Raw genomic sequence first — 15094 nt, 5'->3', positions numbered from 1 at the left:
TTCAATCTTCAATCTTCAAAGCTCAAAGCCAAGACATCAGTAAGTCTCAAACACACCGTTGTTGTAGTCTTGAATTGTCTGTTCAATCTCTTCCATCGAGTTCATGACAAACGGACCATAGTGCACGACAGGTTCATTAATCGGCTGACCAGAAAAAATCAGTACACCTGAATCTTCTAGGCTTTCTAAAGACAACAATTCAGCTTTGGTGAGCAGGGCAAGTTGACTTTGGTTGATGACTTTGTCGCCGATCTTAATACTGCCTCGGTACACATAAGTCATGGCATTGTGATTAACATTAGTCCCTAACGTGACTTTTTGCCCAGAATGAGAGCGCCAATCCGCAACGCTTAATGGCACACCTGTTTTCTGTAATGGACCCTGCGCTCGTAAAGCCTCTGAATCCTTGTCAGTTTGGTTGTGCAGTTCAAACCCTCCGGCAATCACTCTTAACAAACCACTTTGTTCACTTTGATGCTCCGCGATGCTTTCACTTTGGAAATCGTGATACTGAGCTGGCTGCATTTTGTGTGTCGCAGGTTGGTTTATCCAAATCTGAAAACCATGCAGCGCACCTTCTTCCATCATTGGCATTTCGCTGTGAATGACACCACGGCCTGCGGCCATCCATTGAGCGCCACCGCTGCGTAGCTCTCCAACATTCCCCATATGGTCTTTGTGTTGGAAGTGACCTTGGAGCATGTAAGTGAGCGTTTCTATCCCACGGTGAGGATGTGGAGGAAAGCCGCCAACATAGTCTTTGCTTTCATCCGACTTCAGTTCATCAATCATTAAAAATGGAGAGAAACGTGCGTTATTAAAACCTGCGAGTCGTTGGATTTTGACGCCATCACCATCTGAGGTGGCATGTGCTGTAATCAAATGATCTACTGCTCTTACATTCGTCATTTTGAAACCCTCATAAACTTGAATAGCTGTAGTTTATGTAATTTGATTTAAAAAGAAGATGGCACAGCGTTGAGTGACTTATTCGAAAATCTTGAACAGGTAACAATATGAAATTATGTCTATACTCAATAGAGAGTATATCGCCAAGGAGGCCGCTATGGCAGTTCAGCAAAAACATGGCGAAAGGCATGGTCGGATAGGTTTTGATAACGACTTTACAACGGAGCAAAGCCAGCGCTTTACAGAGGTTGCAAACAGCGCAGTTAAACGCCGCGTGAAAAAACGTGAGATAGAAGCGCCGTTTATTCAGTCAGCTAAGCAAGCCGCTTTTAAAACCGTGGTGAGGCGACCTAAAGGGAATAACCCAAACCGAACACGTCAAGTCATATGGATTATTATGATCGGGTTAGTGAGTCTTTGGCTTATGTACCTTGCAGGTTAGCAGCGCCGCTCCGTTATAGGAATGGCTAGCGTTGGCGCGTTTTTAATAGCGTAACATTGTTCCCTTCGATCTTCGCTTCAAAGCAATCTTCAAGTTCAGATGAATCCGGTGCTGAGCTAACAAGGCTCGTTGGTAGTTCTTCTATCAGGGTCGATACTGGGTTGTCGTGATAATAAGCATATCGGTTTTTTCCTGAATGCTTGGCAACATACATCGCTTTATCAGCACATCTCGTCAGCTCATGTAATTCTTGGGCATCTTGCGGATACAAAGCAACCCCAACACTTAACGTCAATTCCTTGATTCTCTCGTTTGTTTGGCAGCCGCTTTCGAACAGCCCGCAGCTCCTATCTAGAATGCCGTCTAGATCTTTACGAGTTGGCACATCGTAGAGCATCAGAACAAACTCGTCTCCAGCAAAGCGCGCGATGGAATAATCGTATTCATGGCTTTTTCTGTCTCTGGTTCGAATGTTGTTGCTCAAGCGATTGGCAAAATGCTGTAAGACACTGTCTCCCACATCGTGCCCGTAGCTGTCGTTAATGCCTTTAAAGTCATCTATATCCAAAAAGACCAATGCCGTAAGTGATCGCTCACTATCCACGGTGGCTAGTTTTTCTGTCGCCCAGCGTTCAAAGCTCCAACGGTTTGCCAAGCCGGTTAACTGATCTCTGTAAGCGAGATCTTCAATGCCTTCTTTATACAGGCGTTGAATATAACTGACGGCTTTTGTGTAGTAATAGGCGGATGTGTGGCACACCAAGCTCATGGTAAATAAGCTAAGGAAAAATCTGTGTGTGCTGTTAAATGGTAAAGAAAAATTGTTGGGCATTGCTGTAATCAAGGTGCTGATGAACAGGCAAAACGAGGTGCTGAAGATTATGCCAATTCTGAAATCATTAATGAAAATGACCGCGGCCAGAATTGGGTAGAGCCAGAGGATGCGATCTGGGATGGCGTGACTGTACAAGAATAGGATGACGCCCTGAACTAGAAGAACACCACTCAGAATCAATTCGGAATACTCAGGATTGATGACTTTTCTTACATATAAAGCGTTAGAAATGGCAATGATGGCGAAGCACAATTCGAATATTGACAGCGTGTAATGCTCGCCTTCGAAGTAAGCCCAAGTATAGAAAATGAATAACGCAGCGGCAGTCAGTGAAAAGGAGTGGACAATTTTTTGCTTGCGGGTGGATCGTATGTCCGCCATTTCTTCTAGGTGCCTGCCGACGAGCCTTTTCATGTGATCTGTGCCAAAGTTTTTGATAATGGTGTTAATAGTAGATTAAATAACAAGCTATGCAGAGGCTTAGATGTCTATTTAGTGTGACTACTATCAAGGTTTCATATGAAAGGCTGTTCAATCAATTCCAAATAGTGATGTATATCACCGATGGTGCTGGTCATCTCTAGAAGATTAGATTTAAGCATCAAACTTGTAACCGTTGTTTGATGTTTATCTACTTGCTTTCCAGAGAGTTACTCCACATAGTTTGTAAACGACCAAAATTAAGAAAGGCTCATTATGTTAATTACCTTTAGTTGTAAAGCTCATGCTAGTGTCACGATGTTTGGTGAAGTCGGCCTCCAGTTCATCAAGATGCTTGGGCATAGCGGCTCCATCCCAGGTGCTATGGATGCTTCAGAGGTTCCTCAAGCTCTGGATAATCTACGTGCTGCTATTGCAGCAGAGCAGAGCAAGTCCGTAGAGCATGAAAATACTGATGACGACAATGAAGAAGAGGTGGTTGAAGCGCCTGTTAATATCGGTAGTCGAGCGTTCCCACTGGTTGAATTATTAAAAGCTGCCATCAAAGATGAATGCGAAGTAATGTGGGAAGACGGTAGCGGCAAGCGACTGTAGTACGATTCACGCGAAACGTAACAAGCCTATTGAATCTATTTTAATCAGAATGAATGCTGAACCAGTATCGGACACACCATGGAGTTTTATGGTGATGAACCGATACTGGTGTTTTTTTAGTGAAGTAATCCACTCGTTTCTGTTTATTTACAAGGTTCGTCAGCCCTGAAATGAGTGACTTTTGTTATCGTAATATCAATCCATAACAGACCGTAAACAAAGTGATGCTGTTCACGCTTTCTTGACTCCCAATTCTGAACTAAGAATTTTTCCTAGTTATTCTAAGACCCTCTCTCATGCGGTCGATTTTTAGACTCCTTATTATTTCACGGTCAACTAACAAACAATGTATGGCCGCAATTATGCCGTGCAGACCTCACAAAAAATAAGAGAGTTCACAATGTTAAAGTTCCTAGATCAGGTTCGAAAACCGACGCTGGATCTTCCGGTCGAAACTAGAAGAAAAATGTGGTTTAAACCATTCCTACAATCTTACCTCGTCGTGTTCATTGGTTATCTAACCATGTATTTGATCCGTAAGAACTTCAATGTCGCGCAAAACGACATGATTTCTACTTATGGATTATCGATGACGGATCTAGGTCTTATCGGTCTGGGTTTCTCTATCACTTACGGTATCGGTAAAACCGTCGTTTCCTATTATGCCGATGGTAAAAACACCAAGCAGTTCCTGCCATTCATGCTTGTCCTTTCTGGTATTGCCATGTTGGGCTTCAGCTTCAGTATGGGCGGCGGCAGCGCTAGCTTATTCTTGATGGTTGCCTTCTATGCGTTGAGTGGTTTCTTCCAAAGTACCGGCGGTCCTTCAAGTTACTCAACGATCACTAAATGGACGCCTCGTAACAAGCGTGGTTCTTATTTAGGCCTTTGGAATATGTCGCACAACGTGGGTGGCGCAGGTGCCGCTGGTGTTGCTCTGTTTGGAGCTAACTACCTATTTGATGGCAACGTGATCGGTATGTTCGTGTTCCCATCAATCATTGCGATTGTGGTTGGCTTTATTGGTATGCGCTTTGGTAATGACTCTCCAGAAGCCTATGGTCTAGGTACGGTTGAAGAGTTGTTTGATGAAGAAGTCAGCGAAGAAGATACGGCTGCTGAAGAAAATCAAATGACAAAGAAAGAGATCTTTGTTGAATACATCCTGAAAAACAAAGTGATCTGGTTGCTCTGCTTCGCGAATATCTTCTTATACATTGTTCGTATCGGTATCGATCAATGGTCTACCGTTTATGCGTATCAAGAGCTAGGTCTATCAAAAGAAACCGCGATTTCAGGCTTCACTCTGTTTGAGGTTGGTGCACTGGTCGGTACGTTAATGTGGGGTTATCTGTCAGACCTTGCGAACGGACGCCGTGCTTTGGTTGCTTGTGTATCGCTTGGCCTGATTATCGTTTCGCTAGAGTTCTACCAGCATGCAACCAGTGAGTTCATGTACCTAGCATCACTGTTTGTGCTTGGTTTCCTAGTATTTGGTCCTCAGTTGCTGATTGGTGTTGCTGCAGTAGGTTTCGTGCCTAAGAAAGCAATCAGCGTTGCGGATGGCGTGAAAGGTACATTTGCTTACTTAATTGGTGACAGCTTTGCCAAACTTGGCCTAGGTATGATTGCAGACGGCACACCTATTTTTGGCTTAACGGGTTGGAAAGGCACGTTCGCAGCGCTTGATACGTCAGCTGCCATTTGTATCGTGTTACTGCTATTCGTTGCGGTTGCGGAAGAGAAGAAGATTCGCCACGCTAAGAAAATACACTTAGCGTCTCAAAACGCGTAGCGAGTCTCACGTGCTTTATTGGTTTAAAGCACGTGAGATCATACCAATCGTTAGTTCGATTCAGTATCATCTCTATTAATAAACTTAATTTTAGATAGCTCCTGTTGGGGCTATTTTTCTTTCTTACTCTTAATTTTGGTTAATATCATGATTAATGTTGCGCTTGTTGATGACCACGTCATTGTTCGATCTGGCTTTGCTCAATTACTCAGTCTTGAAGCTGATATTACGGTCGTGGGGGAATTCAACTCTGCGGCAGAAGCGCGCCTAGGATTGCCAAGTTGTCACCCTGATGTCGTGATCTTAGATATCTCAATGCAAGACGAAAGTGGCCTGAGCTTATTGGAAGAGATTCCATCTGGCATTGCCAGCATCATGTTGAGCGTTCATGACTCGCCGGCGATGGTTGAGAAGTCATTAGAGTTAGGAGCCAAAGGTTATCTCAGCAAGCGCTGTAGCCCTGATGAGTTAATCCAAGCCGTACACACGAGCGCAAATGGTGGCTGTTATCTCACGCCCGATATCGCCATAAAGCTTGCGACGCCCATGAAGAATAAAGCCTCTTTAAATCAGCTCACCCGCAGAGAAAGCGAAGTGTGTCAGTTATTGGCGACAGGGCTCGATGTAAAATCTATTGCCGTAGAGCTAGGAGTTAGCCATAAAACGGTGCATGTACATCGAGCCAATGCGATGGACAAACTCAATGTTAAGAACAACGTCGAGTTAGCTAAATTGTTCACACAAGACCAGTACTAATGCGTTCCTATCTAGCCACCTCCCTGTGTGGGGTTTTTATGGCTGGCTGTGCATGGTTCTGTTTATGGGTTATTGCCTTCTATTTCATTAATGACCCTGAGTTAGCCATTCTGCTTTTCCCGTTTTCACTTCGATTGGGAATGACGCTGCACACTCGCACTCACTATTGGCCCGCTATCTATATTGCAGAGTGGGGGCTTGCGATTGCTTTAGCTCTGCTACTTGATGAACCTCAATGGCTGACGATACTCATCGCCAGTGGGTTGAGTATTCCTGCCACTCTAATTGCCAAGCGTTATTATTCTGGTGACCAAAATCGTCACTTGTTAGTGATGGCGAGCTTAATCATGGTCACAGCATTTATTAATGTTGCCGTGGTGGGCTCTCATGTACCAGCCGTTTACATGGTGTGGTTAGCGAGTATCACGGGTGGACTGATGCTGGTGCCGATGTGTTATCTGGTCTGGAACTATCTATTCCAAAATAAGTGGGCGCCACTGAGCTCTTATTTAATCAACAATGTTGTTGAGTTCAAAATCCGTCATATTGCTTTATATAGCGTGTTGTTGGTCGCCAGTATTTTGATACAAACCAGTTTGCCTGATGAGCTAAGGCGCTTTGCCCCGTTCTGTATGGCGATCCCTATTATCTTGCTCGCCGTTCGTTACGGATGGCAAGGCGCTCTGCTTGCAACAATGCTAAATAGTGTCGCGTTGATTGCAGCCCACAGCGGAACATCCAAACTCGAAATTACCGACTTACTCTTGTCTCTATCTGCTCAAACCATCACAGGTATACTGCTTGGTTTAGCGGTTCAAAAGCAGAAAGATCTCAACTCGAAATTACGCAGTGAGCTCTCCAGAAATCAAAATCTTTCACGTCAGTTAGTTACCGCTGAAGAGTCGGTTCGTCGTGATATTGCGCGTGAACTGCATGATGAAATCGGCCAAAACATCACGGCAATTCGTACTCAGGCAAGCATTATTAAACGTGTCGACGCGGCTGAGATGAGCGTTCGCTGTGCGGGTACCATTGAATCATTATCTTTGAATGTTTATGACACCACCAAACGTCTACTTACAAAATTAAGACCTAAGATGCTGGACGATCTGGACCTAAAAGATTCCGTGGAACAGCTTATTCGAGAGATGGAGTTTTCGGATCACGGCGTTGATATTCAGTTAAATTGGCAAGGTGATTACTCGTGTTTGAGTGACACGCTTAAGGTCACTATCTTCAGGCTGTGCCAAGAATCTCTAAACAATGCCTCTAAATACGCCAACGCGAGCGAAATCAGAATTGAACTGCTTTTAGGTGACCAGGCTTATCTTCAGATATCAGATAATGGCATTGGTTTTACAGCGCAAGATCTTCTCAAAGGAATGGGTGTTCGCGGTATGCAAGAGCGTGTTCAGGCGCTCGGCGGCAAGATGACAATCAACGCTAATGGCTCATCTTCGGGTACCAATATCAGCGTTACATTACCTAAAGTGTGAGAACGAATATGTTTGGATTTCTGCGCTCAACAACGTCAGAGAGTGATGCTCTAACTGATGATGAGGTCAATCAGAGTTATCGCTATTGGCGCCTTCACATCATGATAGGAATGTATGTCGGCTATGCGGGTTTTTACTTCACTCGTAAAACCTTTAATTACGCCGCGCCTGCAATGATCACCGATCTAGGTTTGGACAAAGGCGATATCGGCTTAATTGGCACGCTCTTTTATCTTTCTTATGGCTTATCGAAATTTATCTCAGGCACGATATCGGATCGGTCGAACCCTCGTTACTTCATGGGGCTTGGCCTAATCGCGACTGGTCTGATAAACATCGCGTTTGGCTTTTCGAGTTCGTTAGCGGCTTTTATCTCGCTATGGGTACTGAATGCATGGTTCCAAGGTTGGGGCTGGCCATCGTGTTCCAAGTTATTGACGACTTGGTATTCTCGCTCCGAAAGAGGCTTTCGCTGGGCAATCTGGAATACAGCGCACAACGTTGGTGGAGCGCTTATCCCTATTCTTGTGGGTTATCTAACGCTGCAGTTCAGTTGGCGAGCTGGGTTTATCTGGCCGGGTGTGATTGGTGTTTTTATCGGTCTTATTGTCTGCTGGCGCTTACGTGACAAGCCCACCACCATGGGACTTCCGACGGTAGGGAAGTGGCGCAGTGATCACCTGGAATTAGCGCAAGAGAGCCATGGGCAAGGGTTAAGCTATCGAGAGATCCTGAAAACCTATGTGTTCAGCAATAAGTACATTTGGTTGCTCGCCTTTAGCTATGTGCTGGTTTACATCGTAAGAACGGCGGTCAACGACTGGGGTAACTTATACCTAACCGAAGAACACAATTACAGTTTGATAAACGCCAACGCTGCCTTGTCTCTGTTTGAGATTGGCGGTTTCGTTGGTTCACTTGTTGCTGGGTGGGGATCGGATAGGTTGTTTGGTGGCAACCGCGGTCCAATGAACATCTTGTTTGCGATTGGCATCTTCCTTTCGGTTTCGGCTTTATGGCTTATGCCTTTAACCAACTTTGTGTTTCAAGCGGCTGGGCTATTCTGCATTGGCTTTTTTGTTTTTGGCCCTCAAATGCTTATTGGCATGGCGGCGGCGGAATGTTCACATAAAGACTCTGCCGGGGCGGCGACAGGTTTTGTTGGCTTGTTTGCTTATATGGGAGCAGCACTTTCTGGTTACCCATTAGCGCTCGTTCTAGAAGCTTACGGCTGGAGTGGGTTCTTCATTACCATCTCGACTTGTGCGGCCGTTATTGGCTTGCTGTTACTGCCTTTCTTACAAGCTCAATCACCTCAGAAAAGTGCAGAAGCTCGCTCTAGCTTTTAAGGAACGATAACAAGATAGTCACTAGTGTTTGTATTCAGATGCTTGTATCGCTGCTGTAACCAGTGCGATACAAGCCGCTATCTTATTTTCGGCGCTTTCTATACGTGATATTCAAATGTGACTATTTTCACGCTTTTCATCGGTCTCACCTGTTTCTAAGAATTTTTCCTATTGCGTCTAAGACCTCATCTCATGTGGGTTCTAGCCGAGCTCTGTAGTCTTTCTAATTATTTACGTTATTAGAAATCAGCTCTCTGAATTGTGTTCAAAGGGCTCACTACGGAAAACGCCATGTCACTCAGCCACCTCTCAGAACACTCATTTTTCCCAATGGAAAACACCATCCAAAATTATGCATGGGGGAGCATTTCTTCGATACGTGAACTGTTTGGCTTTCAGAATGAGTCACAAGAGCCGCAAGCGGAAGTTTGGATGGGAGCGCATCCAAAAGGTTGCTCAATGGTTAAGCTTGACCAGCACTTGGTGCCTCTCTCTGAGCTGATTAACAAGAATAAACCGGCCTATCTATCAAGCGATATTGCGCAGGAGTTTGGTGAGCTGCCGTTCTTGTTTAAGATCTTGGCAGCAGAAAAAGCGTTGTCTGTTCAGGTTCACCCAAACAAGCGCCAAGCAGAGGTTGGCTTTGCAAGAGAGGAGCAAGCAGGAATCCCTCTGACTGCAGGACATCGTAATTACAAAGACTCTAACCACAAACCTGAATTGGTTTACGCGATCACTGAATATCAAGCAATGAATGGCTTTCGAGAATTCGATGAAATATTAGGGTTGTTCAGAAAGTTGAATTCGAGCGAGCTGGCTGGTTTAGTTGAAGAGTTTGGCAACCACCTTGATTCTCTAGGTTTAGAGGCGTTTTTCCGTGATTTATTAACTCTGGACGACCAACGTAAACACCGAGCATTAGAGCAACTTCTGGCTTACGCAGCCACTCACCAAGGTCAATCTGAGTTTGCTTTGGTTACTGAGCTTAGCCACCAGTACCCGAATGATATCGGTTTGTTTTGCGTTCTGCTGCTTAACTTGATCACACTACGGCCGGGTGAAGCGATGTATTTGAATGCAAACACTCCGCACGCATACATCAAGGGGACTGGGCTCGAGATTATGGCCAATTCAGACAATGTGCTGCGAGCTGGCTTAACGCCAAAACACATTGATGTCGCTGAGTTGGTTGCCTGCACAGAGTTTACACCAATCCCGTTCGAACGCTTGTTGTTAGCACCTTCAAAGTTAGGTCAATGTGATCGCTATGATATCCCAGTTAGTGACTTTGATTTCAATATTTTTCATCGCCCAAAGCAAGAAGAAGTCATCACAAGCGGTGCTGAAATTTTAATGGCGATAGATGATGATTTAACGTTAATGAGTCAGAAAGGTGAACACCTAACACTCACCAAAGGGCAATCGGTATTTATCCCAGCTTATATTGGTCATTATGTACTGAGCAGTAATGGGCGAGTGGCTAGGGCGTTTAATTAGAGATGGTGTTTGTGGTATAGATTGAGCTCCATCCCCACAAAATCATCATCATCTCCTTCATCAACAACGTGATAGCCAAGCGATTGATAAAAGTTAATAGCACGAGCATTACTTTTAAAACTCGATAGAGTGACTTGACTAAGTTGCTCTGCCATAGCTTTTTTATGTATGAGAGTCATGACTTGCTTGCCAAGCGAACGACCTTGGTACTGGGGGAAAATGATCAGCAAATGAATATGGTATGCGTTGTCATAAGGTTTAAAGCAGGCGAGCCCCACTCTTTTATTTTCGCGATATACCCAATGAAACCAAGATGGATGGTATTCGTTTAAAAGTCGTTGACGTTGAAAGTCGTCATCCCAGCCGAAAACGCTATCTACGTGTATGAAGATACCTTGTTTAACACACGCAAACAGTTCATCGAATTCAGAATTTGAAGCGAGTTGGAGTTGTATGTTCTCTTCTTTCATTGCCACTTTTACCGCTTCCTTATCAAACGCCTTTGAATAAGCAAACAGTAACATAATTGAAGAAGCCGAATTAGCTTAGATTTGCGAAGTGATGAAACCAAAAAGCCATGCGTGATGCATGGCTAAGAATAAAGTCTTGGATTGATTTTTCTATACGATCTTAAGCGCGTGATGGCGCGTGAGCTGTTTGTGTAGCGAGTCTTTGAGCTCCATGCGTTCTACTTTGAGGTTGTGCATGCTGTCGTCATCGATAGGGCTGCCAGAGATTTCTAGCTGACGGATGTCGTAGTCGAGTTGGTGGTATTTCTGCATGTCTGCTTTGAATTTTTCGTCGTCGTGGTTGAGCTGAACAATGTCTAATTTAAGATCTGGGAAATCTAAGATAAAGGCATGGTTTTCATTGAGCATTGGCACTTCCTCTCTAGTCGAATTTTTAGGGCGTGTTGATCTTTCGAGCTTGTTTTTGCGGCGAATTGCTGGGTATTTCTACAAGGCAGAGGCTTTGATGTGTAGCTAGCCTACATGAGAGGCCGATAACGTAGTAGAAATAACCAGCAAACGCTGCCCGAAGGGTTCGGCTAAAAGCGTTTTACTCTTTGTTAAGGGAGATTTGCTTAGAATGACTAGGCTACTTCTCCCTCGCCGCGATTAAAACGCTTTTATCTCGAACAAAATCCAACCGCGGAAGGTCAACACGCCCTGACAGTATAGAAGTAATTTTTCGAAAGAAATGTGGTTCAAAACACAAAGCCGTAAAGCGATCAAAAAAGGGCGTAAACTCGTAGAATTATCCTCGAACTTGCGCCCTTTTGTATGTATATAGCTAACTATTTATAGTTATATGTTTAGAAATATAAGAGTTTAAAGCAGAAAGTTTACTTTGCTTTCTTACCAGAGCGTTGCTGCTCTTTGTGTGCAAGCTTCTCTTTTTTGCGTTGCTCGATAAGGTGAGCAGCTTCGCCGCCTACGTGGGTTTCGCCACGAGCATTCGACAGTTGAACTTGCTTTTCACGTTCACGGAAACGGGCTTTCTGCTCGTCGCTGTGCTTATCAATACACTTAGGGCAGCTTACGCCTTTCTCGAAGTGTTTAGAGGCTTTGTCTTCGTCAGTGATTGGCAGGCGACACGCGTTACACACATCGTAACCGCTCTTTTCTAGCTGGTGGTTTACTGCAACTCGACCATCAAATACGTAGCAGTCGCCTTCCCACATACTCTCTTCTTCAGGTACCTCTTCTAGGTACTTAAGAATGCCGCCTTCAAGGTGATAAACCTCATCAAAGCCTTGCTCTTTCATGTAGGCTGTTGATTTTTCGCAACGAATACCGCCAGTACAGAACATCGCAACTTTCTTGTGCTTCTTAGGATCAAGGTTGTCTTCAACGTATTGAGGGAATTCACGGAAGGTTTCTGTGTTTGGGTTTACAGCATTTTTGAATGTACCGATATCGACTTCGTAGTCGTTGCGAGTATCAACCAGAATTACATCAGGATCAGAAATCAGAGCGTTCCATTCGTTTGGTTTCACGTAAGTGCCGACAACGTGGCGTGGGTCGATACCCTCAATGCCCATGGTTACGATCTCTTTCTTAAGCTTAACCTTGGTGCGGTTGAATGGTTGTTCTTCGTTGAACGACTCTTTGTAAACAACATCAGCCAAACGAGAATCTTGTTTGAACCATTGAAGAAGAGCGTCGATAGATTCGCGCTTACCTGCAACGGTGCCGTTGATACCTTCACTCGCAAGTAGCAAAGTACCGCGGATTTGGTTGGCTTCTAACATGTCAGTGAGTGGCTGGCGAATTTCTTGGTAATCATCAAGTGCTACGAATTTATACAGAGCACATACAACATATTGAGACATGGTTTTTCCTTTCTGCGAGCTGGAACGTAAATCCAGAGCGGTTGCCTTTTATGATACATACTGAGTTTGATTTACTCAGGTTTGCCCATATTGGCTTATTAAAATCCGCCGCAGTATAACCAAGCCAAGGAAGGACAAAAACCAACCAAAAGTAGGGCTATTTAGCATTGTTATTAGTGTGGCTTTTGGACTAAGAAATGCAATGAAACCGTTTTATCTGGTTCGAATTACAACACGTATTCCCAAACCAAAAAGGCCCTGCTGTAAAAATACATCAGGGCCTTGGTATTGAATCTGTCTGACTTAATCAGCGATTACGCTTGGTTAAGTACTTCCGCTAAGCGTTTCACCGCTTCTGTTAATTCTTCTGGGTTGGCGTTAGTGAAGTTTAAGCGCAGTGCGGCTTTTGCTTCATCGGCCTTTGGATAAAATACTGGGCTTGGTACAACCGCCACACCATTCGATAGCAAAGTCTTAGCTAATTCGAAGGTATCGCACTCTGGGATTTCTACCCAAATGAACATCCCGCCATCTACGGCTTTTAACACGCAATCTGCAGGCAGTTGTTTTTTTAGCTCTGAGAACAACACTTCATAACGAGACTTGTACAGTGTGCGAATGTTTTCCATGTGTACGTTGAAGTCTTCATGTTTTAGAAGACCAACAAGCAGTGCTTGCATAGGTACACTTGAGTGTAAATCCGCGCCTTGTTTGACTTTGATCAGTGGCTCAAGGTAGCTGCGTTTACCTGTTACCGCGCCAATGCGTAAGCCTGGCGATGCAATCTTAGAGAATGAACGAAGAACGATAGAGTTGTCAGGGCAGAACGAAGAAACCAATGGCAGTTCCGTACCTGTGAAACGTAGCTCACGGTATGGCGCATCTTCAATGAAGGCTACGTTGTACTTGATACACAGCTCAGCCACTTTTTGACGAGTTTCTGTTGCCCAACATACACCTGTTGGGTTGTGGAAATCAGGCACGGCATAGAACATCTTCGGTGATTGCTGTGCAAAGCACGTTTCCAGTTCGTCTAGGTTCGGGCCAAATTCAGTTTGAGACACGGTCGCAATGTTTGCTTGAACTAGGCCAAACACCTGCATCGCACCTAAGTAGCTTGGCGCTTCCATCACAACCACATCACCCGGGTCAACATACGCACGTGCAATCAAATCCAAACCTTGCTGAGAGCCAGTACAAATCATTGCCGTGTGTGATTCTGGCAATTGGTAGCTTTGTGTTAGGTGGTCAAGCAACGGGCCGTAACCGGCAGTAGAACCGTATTGGAAAACTTCAGGCATGTTCGCTAGGTTTTCTAGCGTTGGCTTCATTAAATCGATAGGGAATGTTTTCTCGTCCGGTAAACCACCGGCCAATGAGATGACATTTGGATCACTTGCGGCTGCGAGGATCTCTCGAATGTATGAAGATTGAATCTGTTGTAATGACTGTGCGATTTCCATGTGTTGTGTCTCGTCGTTTATCGTTTTTATTCTATCGCTTGATATTACACGGCAATTGTAAAAACAAGCGTGTCCGTTTATGCTCTTAAACATGCCCATTTATGCTATTTAAACGATGTCACGTCAACACATATCGCGAATCAATGATGTCCTGTTCCATATTCACCAAGACATCAGTCAGCCTTTGTCTGCCAAAGAGTTATCTGAGATAGCGGCCTATTCAGAACAGCACTTTCATCGCACCTTTAAAAGCGTGGTCGGGGAGTCGTTGCATCAATATATCCGACGCACTCGAATGGAGTATGCAGCCAACCAATTGATGTTTGATACCAGCTCGTCAGTGGTCGAGATCGCCCATAAATGTGGCTTTAGCTCGGTGTCTTCGTTTAGTCGAGCATTTAAAGCGACCTTTAATATGTCTCCGGGCGAGTGGCGTAAACACGATTTACAAGTAGCAGAAAAACCCTATTTGAAAGATCCCGAAGTGGCGGCGGGCTATTTGAATGTGGCGCAGCGAGTATTGCCCGAACCCAAGATCGTTGAAGTGCCTGAACGCATGGCGGCCTATGTTCGACATACGGGTTATAACCGCTCTATTCGCAATGCGTGGTTGATATTGAAAGCGTGGGCGAATTCCGAACAGCGTGATTTTTCGAGCCAATTTGGTTTGCATCACTCAAACCCTGCTTGGGTTGAAATGGATCAGTGTCGTTATGTCGCGTGTATCGCGATTGATGAGCCGATTAAGTATCGTAGCGTAGTTAATCAGATGGTGATTCCGGGCGGCTTACACGCTGTGTTTCGACTAAATGGCCGCTATGGAGAACTGCTACCACAGATCAGTATGGTGTTAGAAAAGTGGCTACCCACATCTGGTTTCAAACAGCGCTCGACTCCCGCGTATGTGCATTATCATCAGAATCATTTTCTCAACACCGATGAAGTGTTCGAACTCGATTTCTACCTTCCCGTGAGCTTTTACTAATCGATGGTTGTGCTGTTTTGTTGAACCAGACTTTGATCTTTTGTTGAGACAAATTAGCACAACCAATAGCAGCTAACGATTTTATGCAGTTGGCCTAAGATAAAGATGCTTTGTTGATAATCTACTCTAAGTAAATGATGACAACGTACGGATTAAACGATAGCATTTCGTTCTAATTGCAAATAGTTCTTAATATC

14 protein-coding genes are annotated in these 15094 nt (G+C 44.6%); 8 read left to right on the top strand and 6 right to left on the bottom strand.

The annotated features are described in order from the left end of the window. Nucleotides 1-36 precede the first annotated feature (36 nt). On the bottom strand, nt 37-909 hold the full coding sequence (locus AB4623_RS20655) for a pirin family protein (RefSeq protein WP_102321387.1): 873 nt from the start codon (nt 907-909) through the stop codon (nt 37-39). A 157-nt stretch (nt 910-1066) separates the two neighbouring features. On the opposite strand from AB4623_RS20655, the gene AB4623_RS20650 reads away from it, so the two are divergent. Further along, nucleotides 1067-1351, top strand: a complete 285-nt coding sequence (locus tag AB4623_RS20650; RefSeq protein WP_017061541.1) for a hypothetical protein — start codon at nt 1067-1069, stop codon at nt 1349-1351. Nucleotides 1352-1376: 25 nt separating this feature from the next. On the opposite strand, the gene AB4623_RS20645 is transcribed toward AB4623_RS20650, so the two are convergent. Further along, nucleotides 1377-2567 (bottom strand): diguanylate cyclase, encoded by a 1191-nt coding sequence (locus AB4623_RS20645; protein WP_372147311.1) that lies wholly within the window; start codon nt 2565-2567, stop codon nt 1377-1379. Between the two features lie 315 nt (nt 2568-2882). Between AB4623_RS20645 and AB4623_RS20640 the strand changes: the two genes are divergently transcribed. The 6 genes from AB4623_RS20640 (at nt 2883) to manA (ending at nt 10114) form a co-directional block, all read left to right on the top strand. Beyond that, nucleotides 2883-3221 (top strand): DUF1840 domain-containing protein, encoded by a 339-nt coding sequence (locus AB4623_RS20640; protein WP_017061543.1) that lies wholly within the window; start codon nt 2883-2885, stop codon nt 3219-3221. Between the two features lie 400 nt (nt 3222-3621). Then, on the top strand, nt 3622-5016 hold the full coding sequence (uhpT, locus tag AB4623_RS20635; RefSeq protein WP_017061544.1) for a hexose-6-phosphate:phosphate antiporter: 1395 nt from the start codon (nt 3622-3624) through the stop codon (nt 5014-5016). A 147-nt stretch (nt 5017-5163) separates the two neighbouring features. Then, nucleotides 5164-5772, top strand: a complete 609-nt coding sequence (gene uhpA / locus AB4623_RS20630; RefSeq protein ID WP_017061545.1) for a transcriptional regulator UhpA — start codon at nt 5164-5166, stop codon at nt 5770-5772. Next, nucleotides 5772-7268, top strand: a complete 1497-nt coding sequence (gene uhpB / locus AB4623_RS20625) for a signal transduction histidine-protein kinase/phosphatase UhpB (protein WP_032549449.1) — start codon at nt 5772-5774, stop codon at nt 7266-7268. Before uhpA ends, uhpB begins: the two co-directional genes overlap by 1 nt. Nucleotides 7269-7276: 8 nt before the next feature. Next, nucleotides 7277-8617 carry an MFS transporter gene (locus AB4623_RS20620; protein WP_372147310.1) on the top strand — a complete coding sequence of 447 codons (1341 nt, stop codon included), beginning with the start codon at nt 7277-7279 and terminating at the stop codon, nt 8615-8617. Nucleotides 8618-8908: 291 nt separating this feature from the next. Next, a complete protein-coding gene (gene manA / locus AB4623_RS20615; protein ID WP_372147309.1) occupies nt 8909-10114 on the top strand; it encodes a mannose-6-phosphate isomerase, class I in 1206 nt (401 codons plus the stop codon). On the opposite strand, the gene AB4623_RS20610 is transcribed toward manA, so the two are convergent. The 4 genes from AB4623_RS20610 to AB4623_RS20595 form a co-directional block, all read right to left on the bottom strand. Continuing rightward, nucleotides 10111-10638, bottom strand: coding sequence for a GNAT family N-acetyltransferase (locus AB4623_RS20610; protein WP_372147308.1), 528 nt, complete (start codon nt 10636-10638; stop codon nt 10111-10113). The two genes, manA and AB4623_RS20610, sit on opposite strands and share 4 nt — an antisense overlap. Before the next feature lie 96 nt (nt 10639-10734). Continuing rightward, the gene (locus tag AB4623_RS20605) at nt 10735-10992 is read right to left on the bottom strand and encodes a YdcH family protein (protein WP_009846137.1); all 258 of its coding nucleotides are present in this window, start codon (nt 10990-10992) and stop codon (nt 10735-10737) included. Nucleotides 10993-11459: 467 nt separating this feature from the next. Next, nucleotides 11460-12449, bottom strand: coding sequence for a rhodanese-related sulfurtransferase (locus tag AB4623_RS20600; RefSeq protein WP_372147307.1), 990 nt, complete (start codon nt 12447-12449; stop codon nt 11460-11462). 314 nt (nt 12450-12763) lie between these two features. Further along, nucleotides 12764-13912 (bottom strand): PLP-dependent aminotransferase family protein, encoded by a 1149-nt coding sequence (locus tag AB4623_RS20595; protein WP_102428141.1) that lies wholly within the window; start codon nt 13910-13912, stop codon nt 12764-12766. Nucleotides 13913-14027: 115 nt separating this feature from the next. Here AB4623_RS20595 and AB4623_RS20590 point away from each other — a divergent pair, with 115 nt between their 5' ends. Then, nucleotides 14028-14897: a GyrI-like domain-containing protein gene (locus tag AB4623_RS20590; protein ID WP_017061552.1), complete on the top strand. Its 870-nt coding sequence runs from the start codon at nt 14028-14030 to the stop codon at nt 14895-14897. Nucleotides 14898-15094: the final 197 nt, after the last annotated feature.

The sequence above is a fragment of the Vibrio sp. 10N.222.52.C12 genome, from assembly GCF_041474215.1.
Classification (GTDB): domain Bacteria; phylum Pseudomonadota; class Gammaproteobacteria; order Enterobacterales; family Vibrionaceae; genus Vibrio; species Vibrio crassostreae_C.
This window is presented reverse-complemented; position numbering and strand designations above follow the sequence as displayed.

Excerpts from the sequence above, each read along its gene's own strand:
- uhpA (WP_017061545.1), top strand. The coding sequence starts at position 5,164 with ATGATTAATGTTGCGCTTGTTGATGACCACGTCATTGTTCGATCTGGC.
- AB4623_RS20590 (WP_017061552.1), top strand. The coding sequence starts at position 14,028 with ATGTCACGTCAACACATATCGCGAATCAATGATGTCCTGTTCCATATT.
- AB4623_RS20610 (WP_372147308.1), bottom strand. The coding sequence starts at position 10,638 with ATGTTACTGTTTGCTTATTCAAAGGCGTTTGATAAGGAAGCGGTAAAA.
- uhpB (WP_032549449.1), top strand. The coding sequence starts at position 5,772 with ATGCGTTCCTATCTAGCCACCTCCCTGTGTGGGGTTTTTATGGCTGGC.
- AB4623_RS20650 (WP_017061541.1), top strand. The coding sequence starts at position 1,067 with ATGGCAGTTCAGCAAAAACATGGCGAAAGGCATGGTCGGATAGGTTTT.
- manA (WP_372147309.1), top strand. The coding sequence starts at position 8,909 with ATGTCACTCAGCCACCTCTCAGAACACTCATTTTTCCCAATGGAAAAC.
- AB4623_RS20620 (WP_372147310.1), top strand. The coding sequence starts at position 7,277 with ATGTTTGGATTTCTGCGCTCAACAACGTCAGAGAGTGATGCTCTAACT.
- AB4623_RS20640 (WP_017061543.1), top strand. The coding sequence starts at position 2,883 with ATGTTAATTACCTTTAGTTGTAAAGCTCATGCTAGTGTCACGATGTTT.
- AB4623_RS20645 (WP_372147311.1), bottom strand. The coding sequence starts at position 2,567 with ATGGCGGACATACGATCCACCCGCAAGCAAAAAATTGTCCACTCCTTT.
- AB4623_RS20655 (WP_102321387.1), bottom strand. The coding sequence starts at position 909 with ATGACGAATGTAAGAGCAGTAGATCATTTGATTACAGCACATGCCACC.
- AB4623_RS20595 (WP_102428141.1), bottom strand. The coding sequence starts at position 13,912 with ATGGAAATCGCACAGTCATTACAACAGATTCAATCTTCATACATTCGA.
- uhpT (WP_017061544.1), top strand. The coding sequence starts at position 3,622 with ATGTTAAAGTTCCTAGATCAGGTTCGAAAACCGACGCTGGATCTTCCG.
- AB4623_RS20600 (WP_372147307.1), bottom strand. The coding sequence starts at position 12,449 with ATGTCTCAATATGTTGTATGTGCTCTGTATAAATTCGTAGCACTTGAT.
- AB4623_RS20605 (WP_009846137.1), bottom strand. The coding sequence starts at position 10,992 with ATGCTCAATGAAAACCATGCCTTTATCTTAGATTTCCCAGATCTTAAA.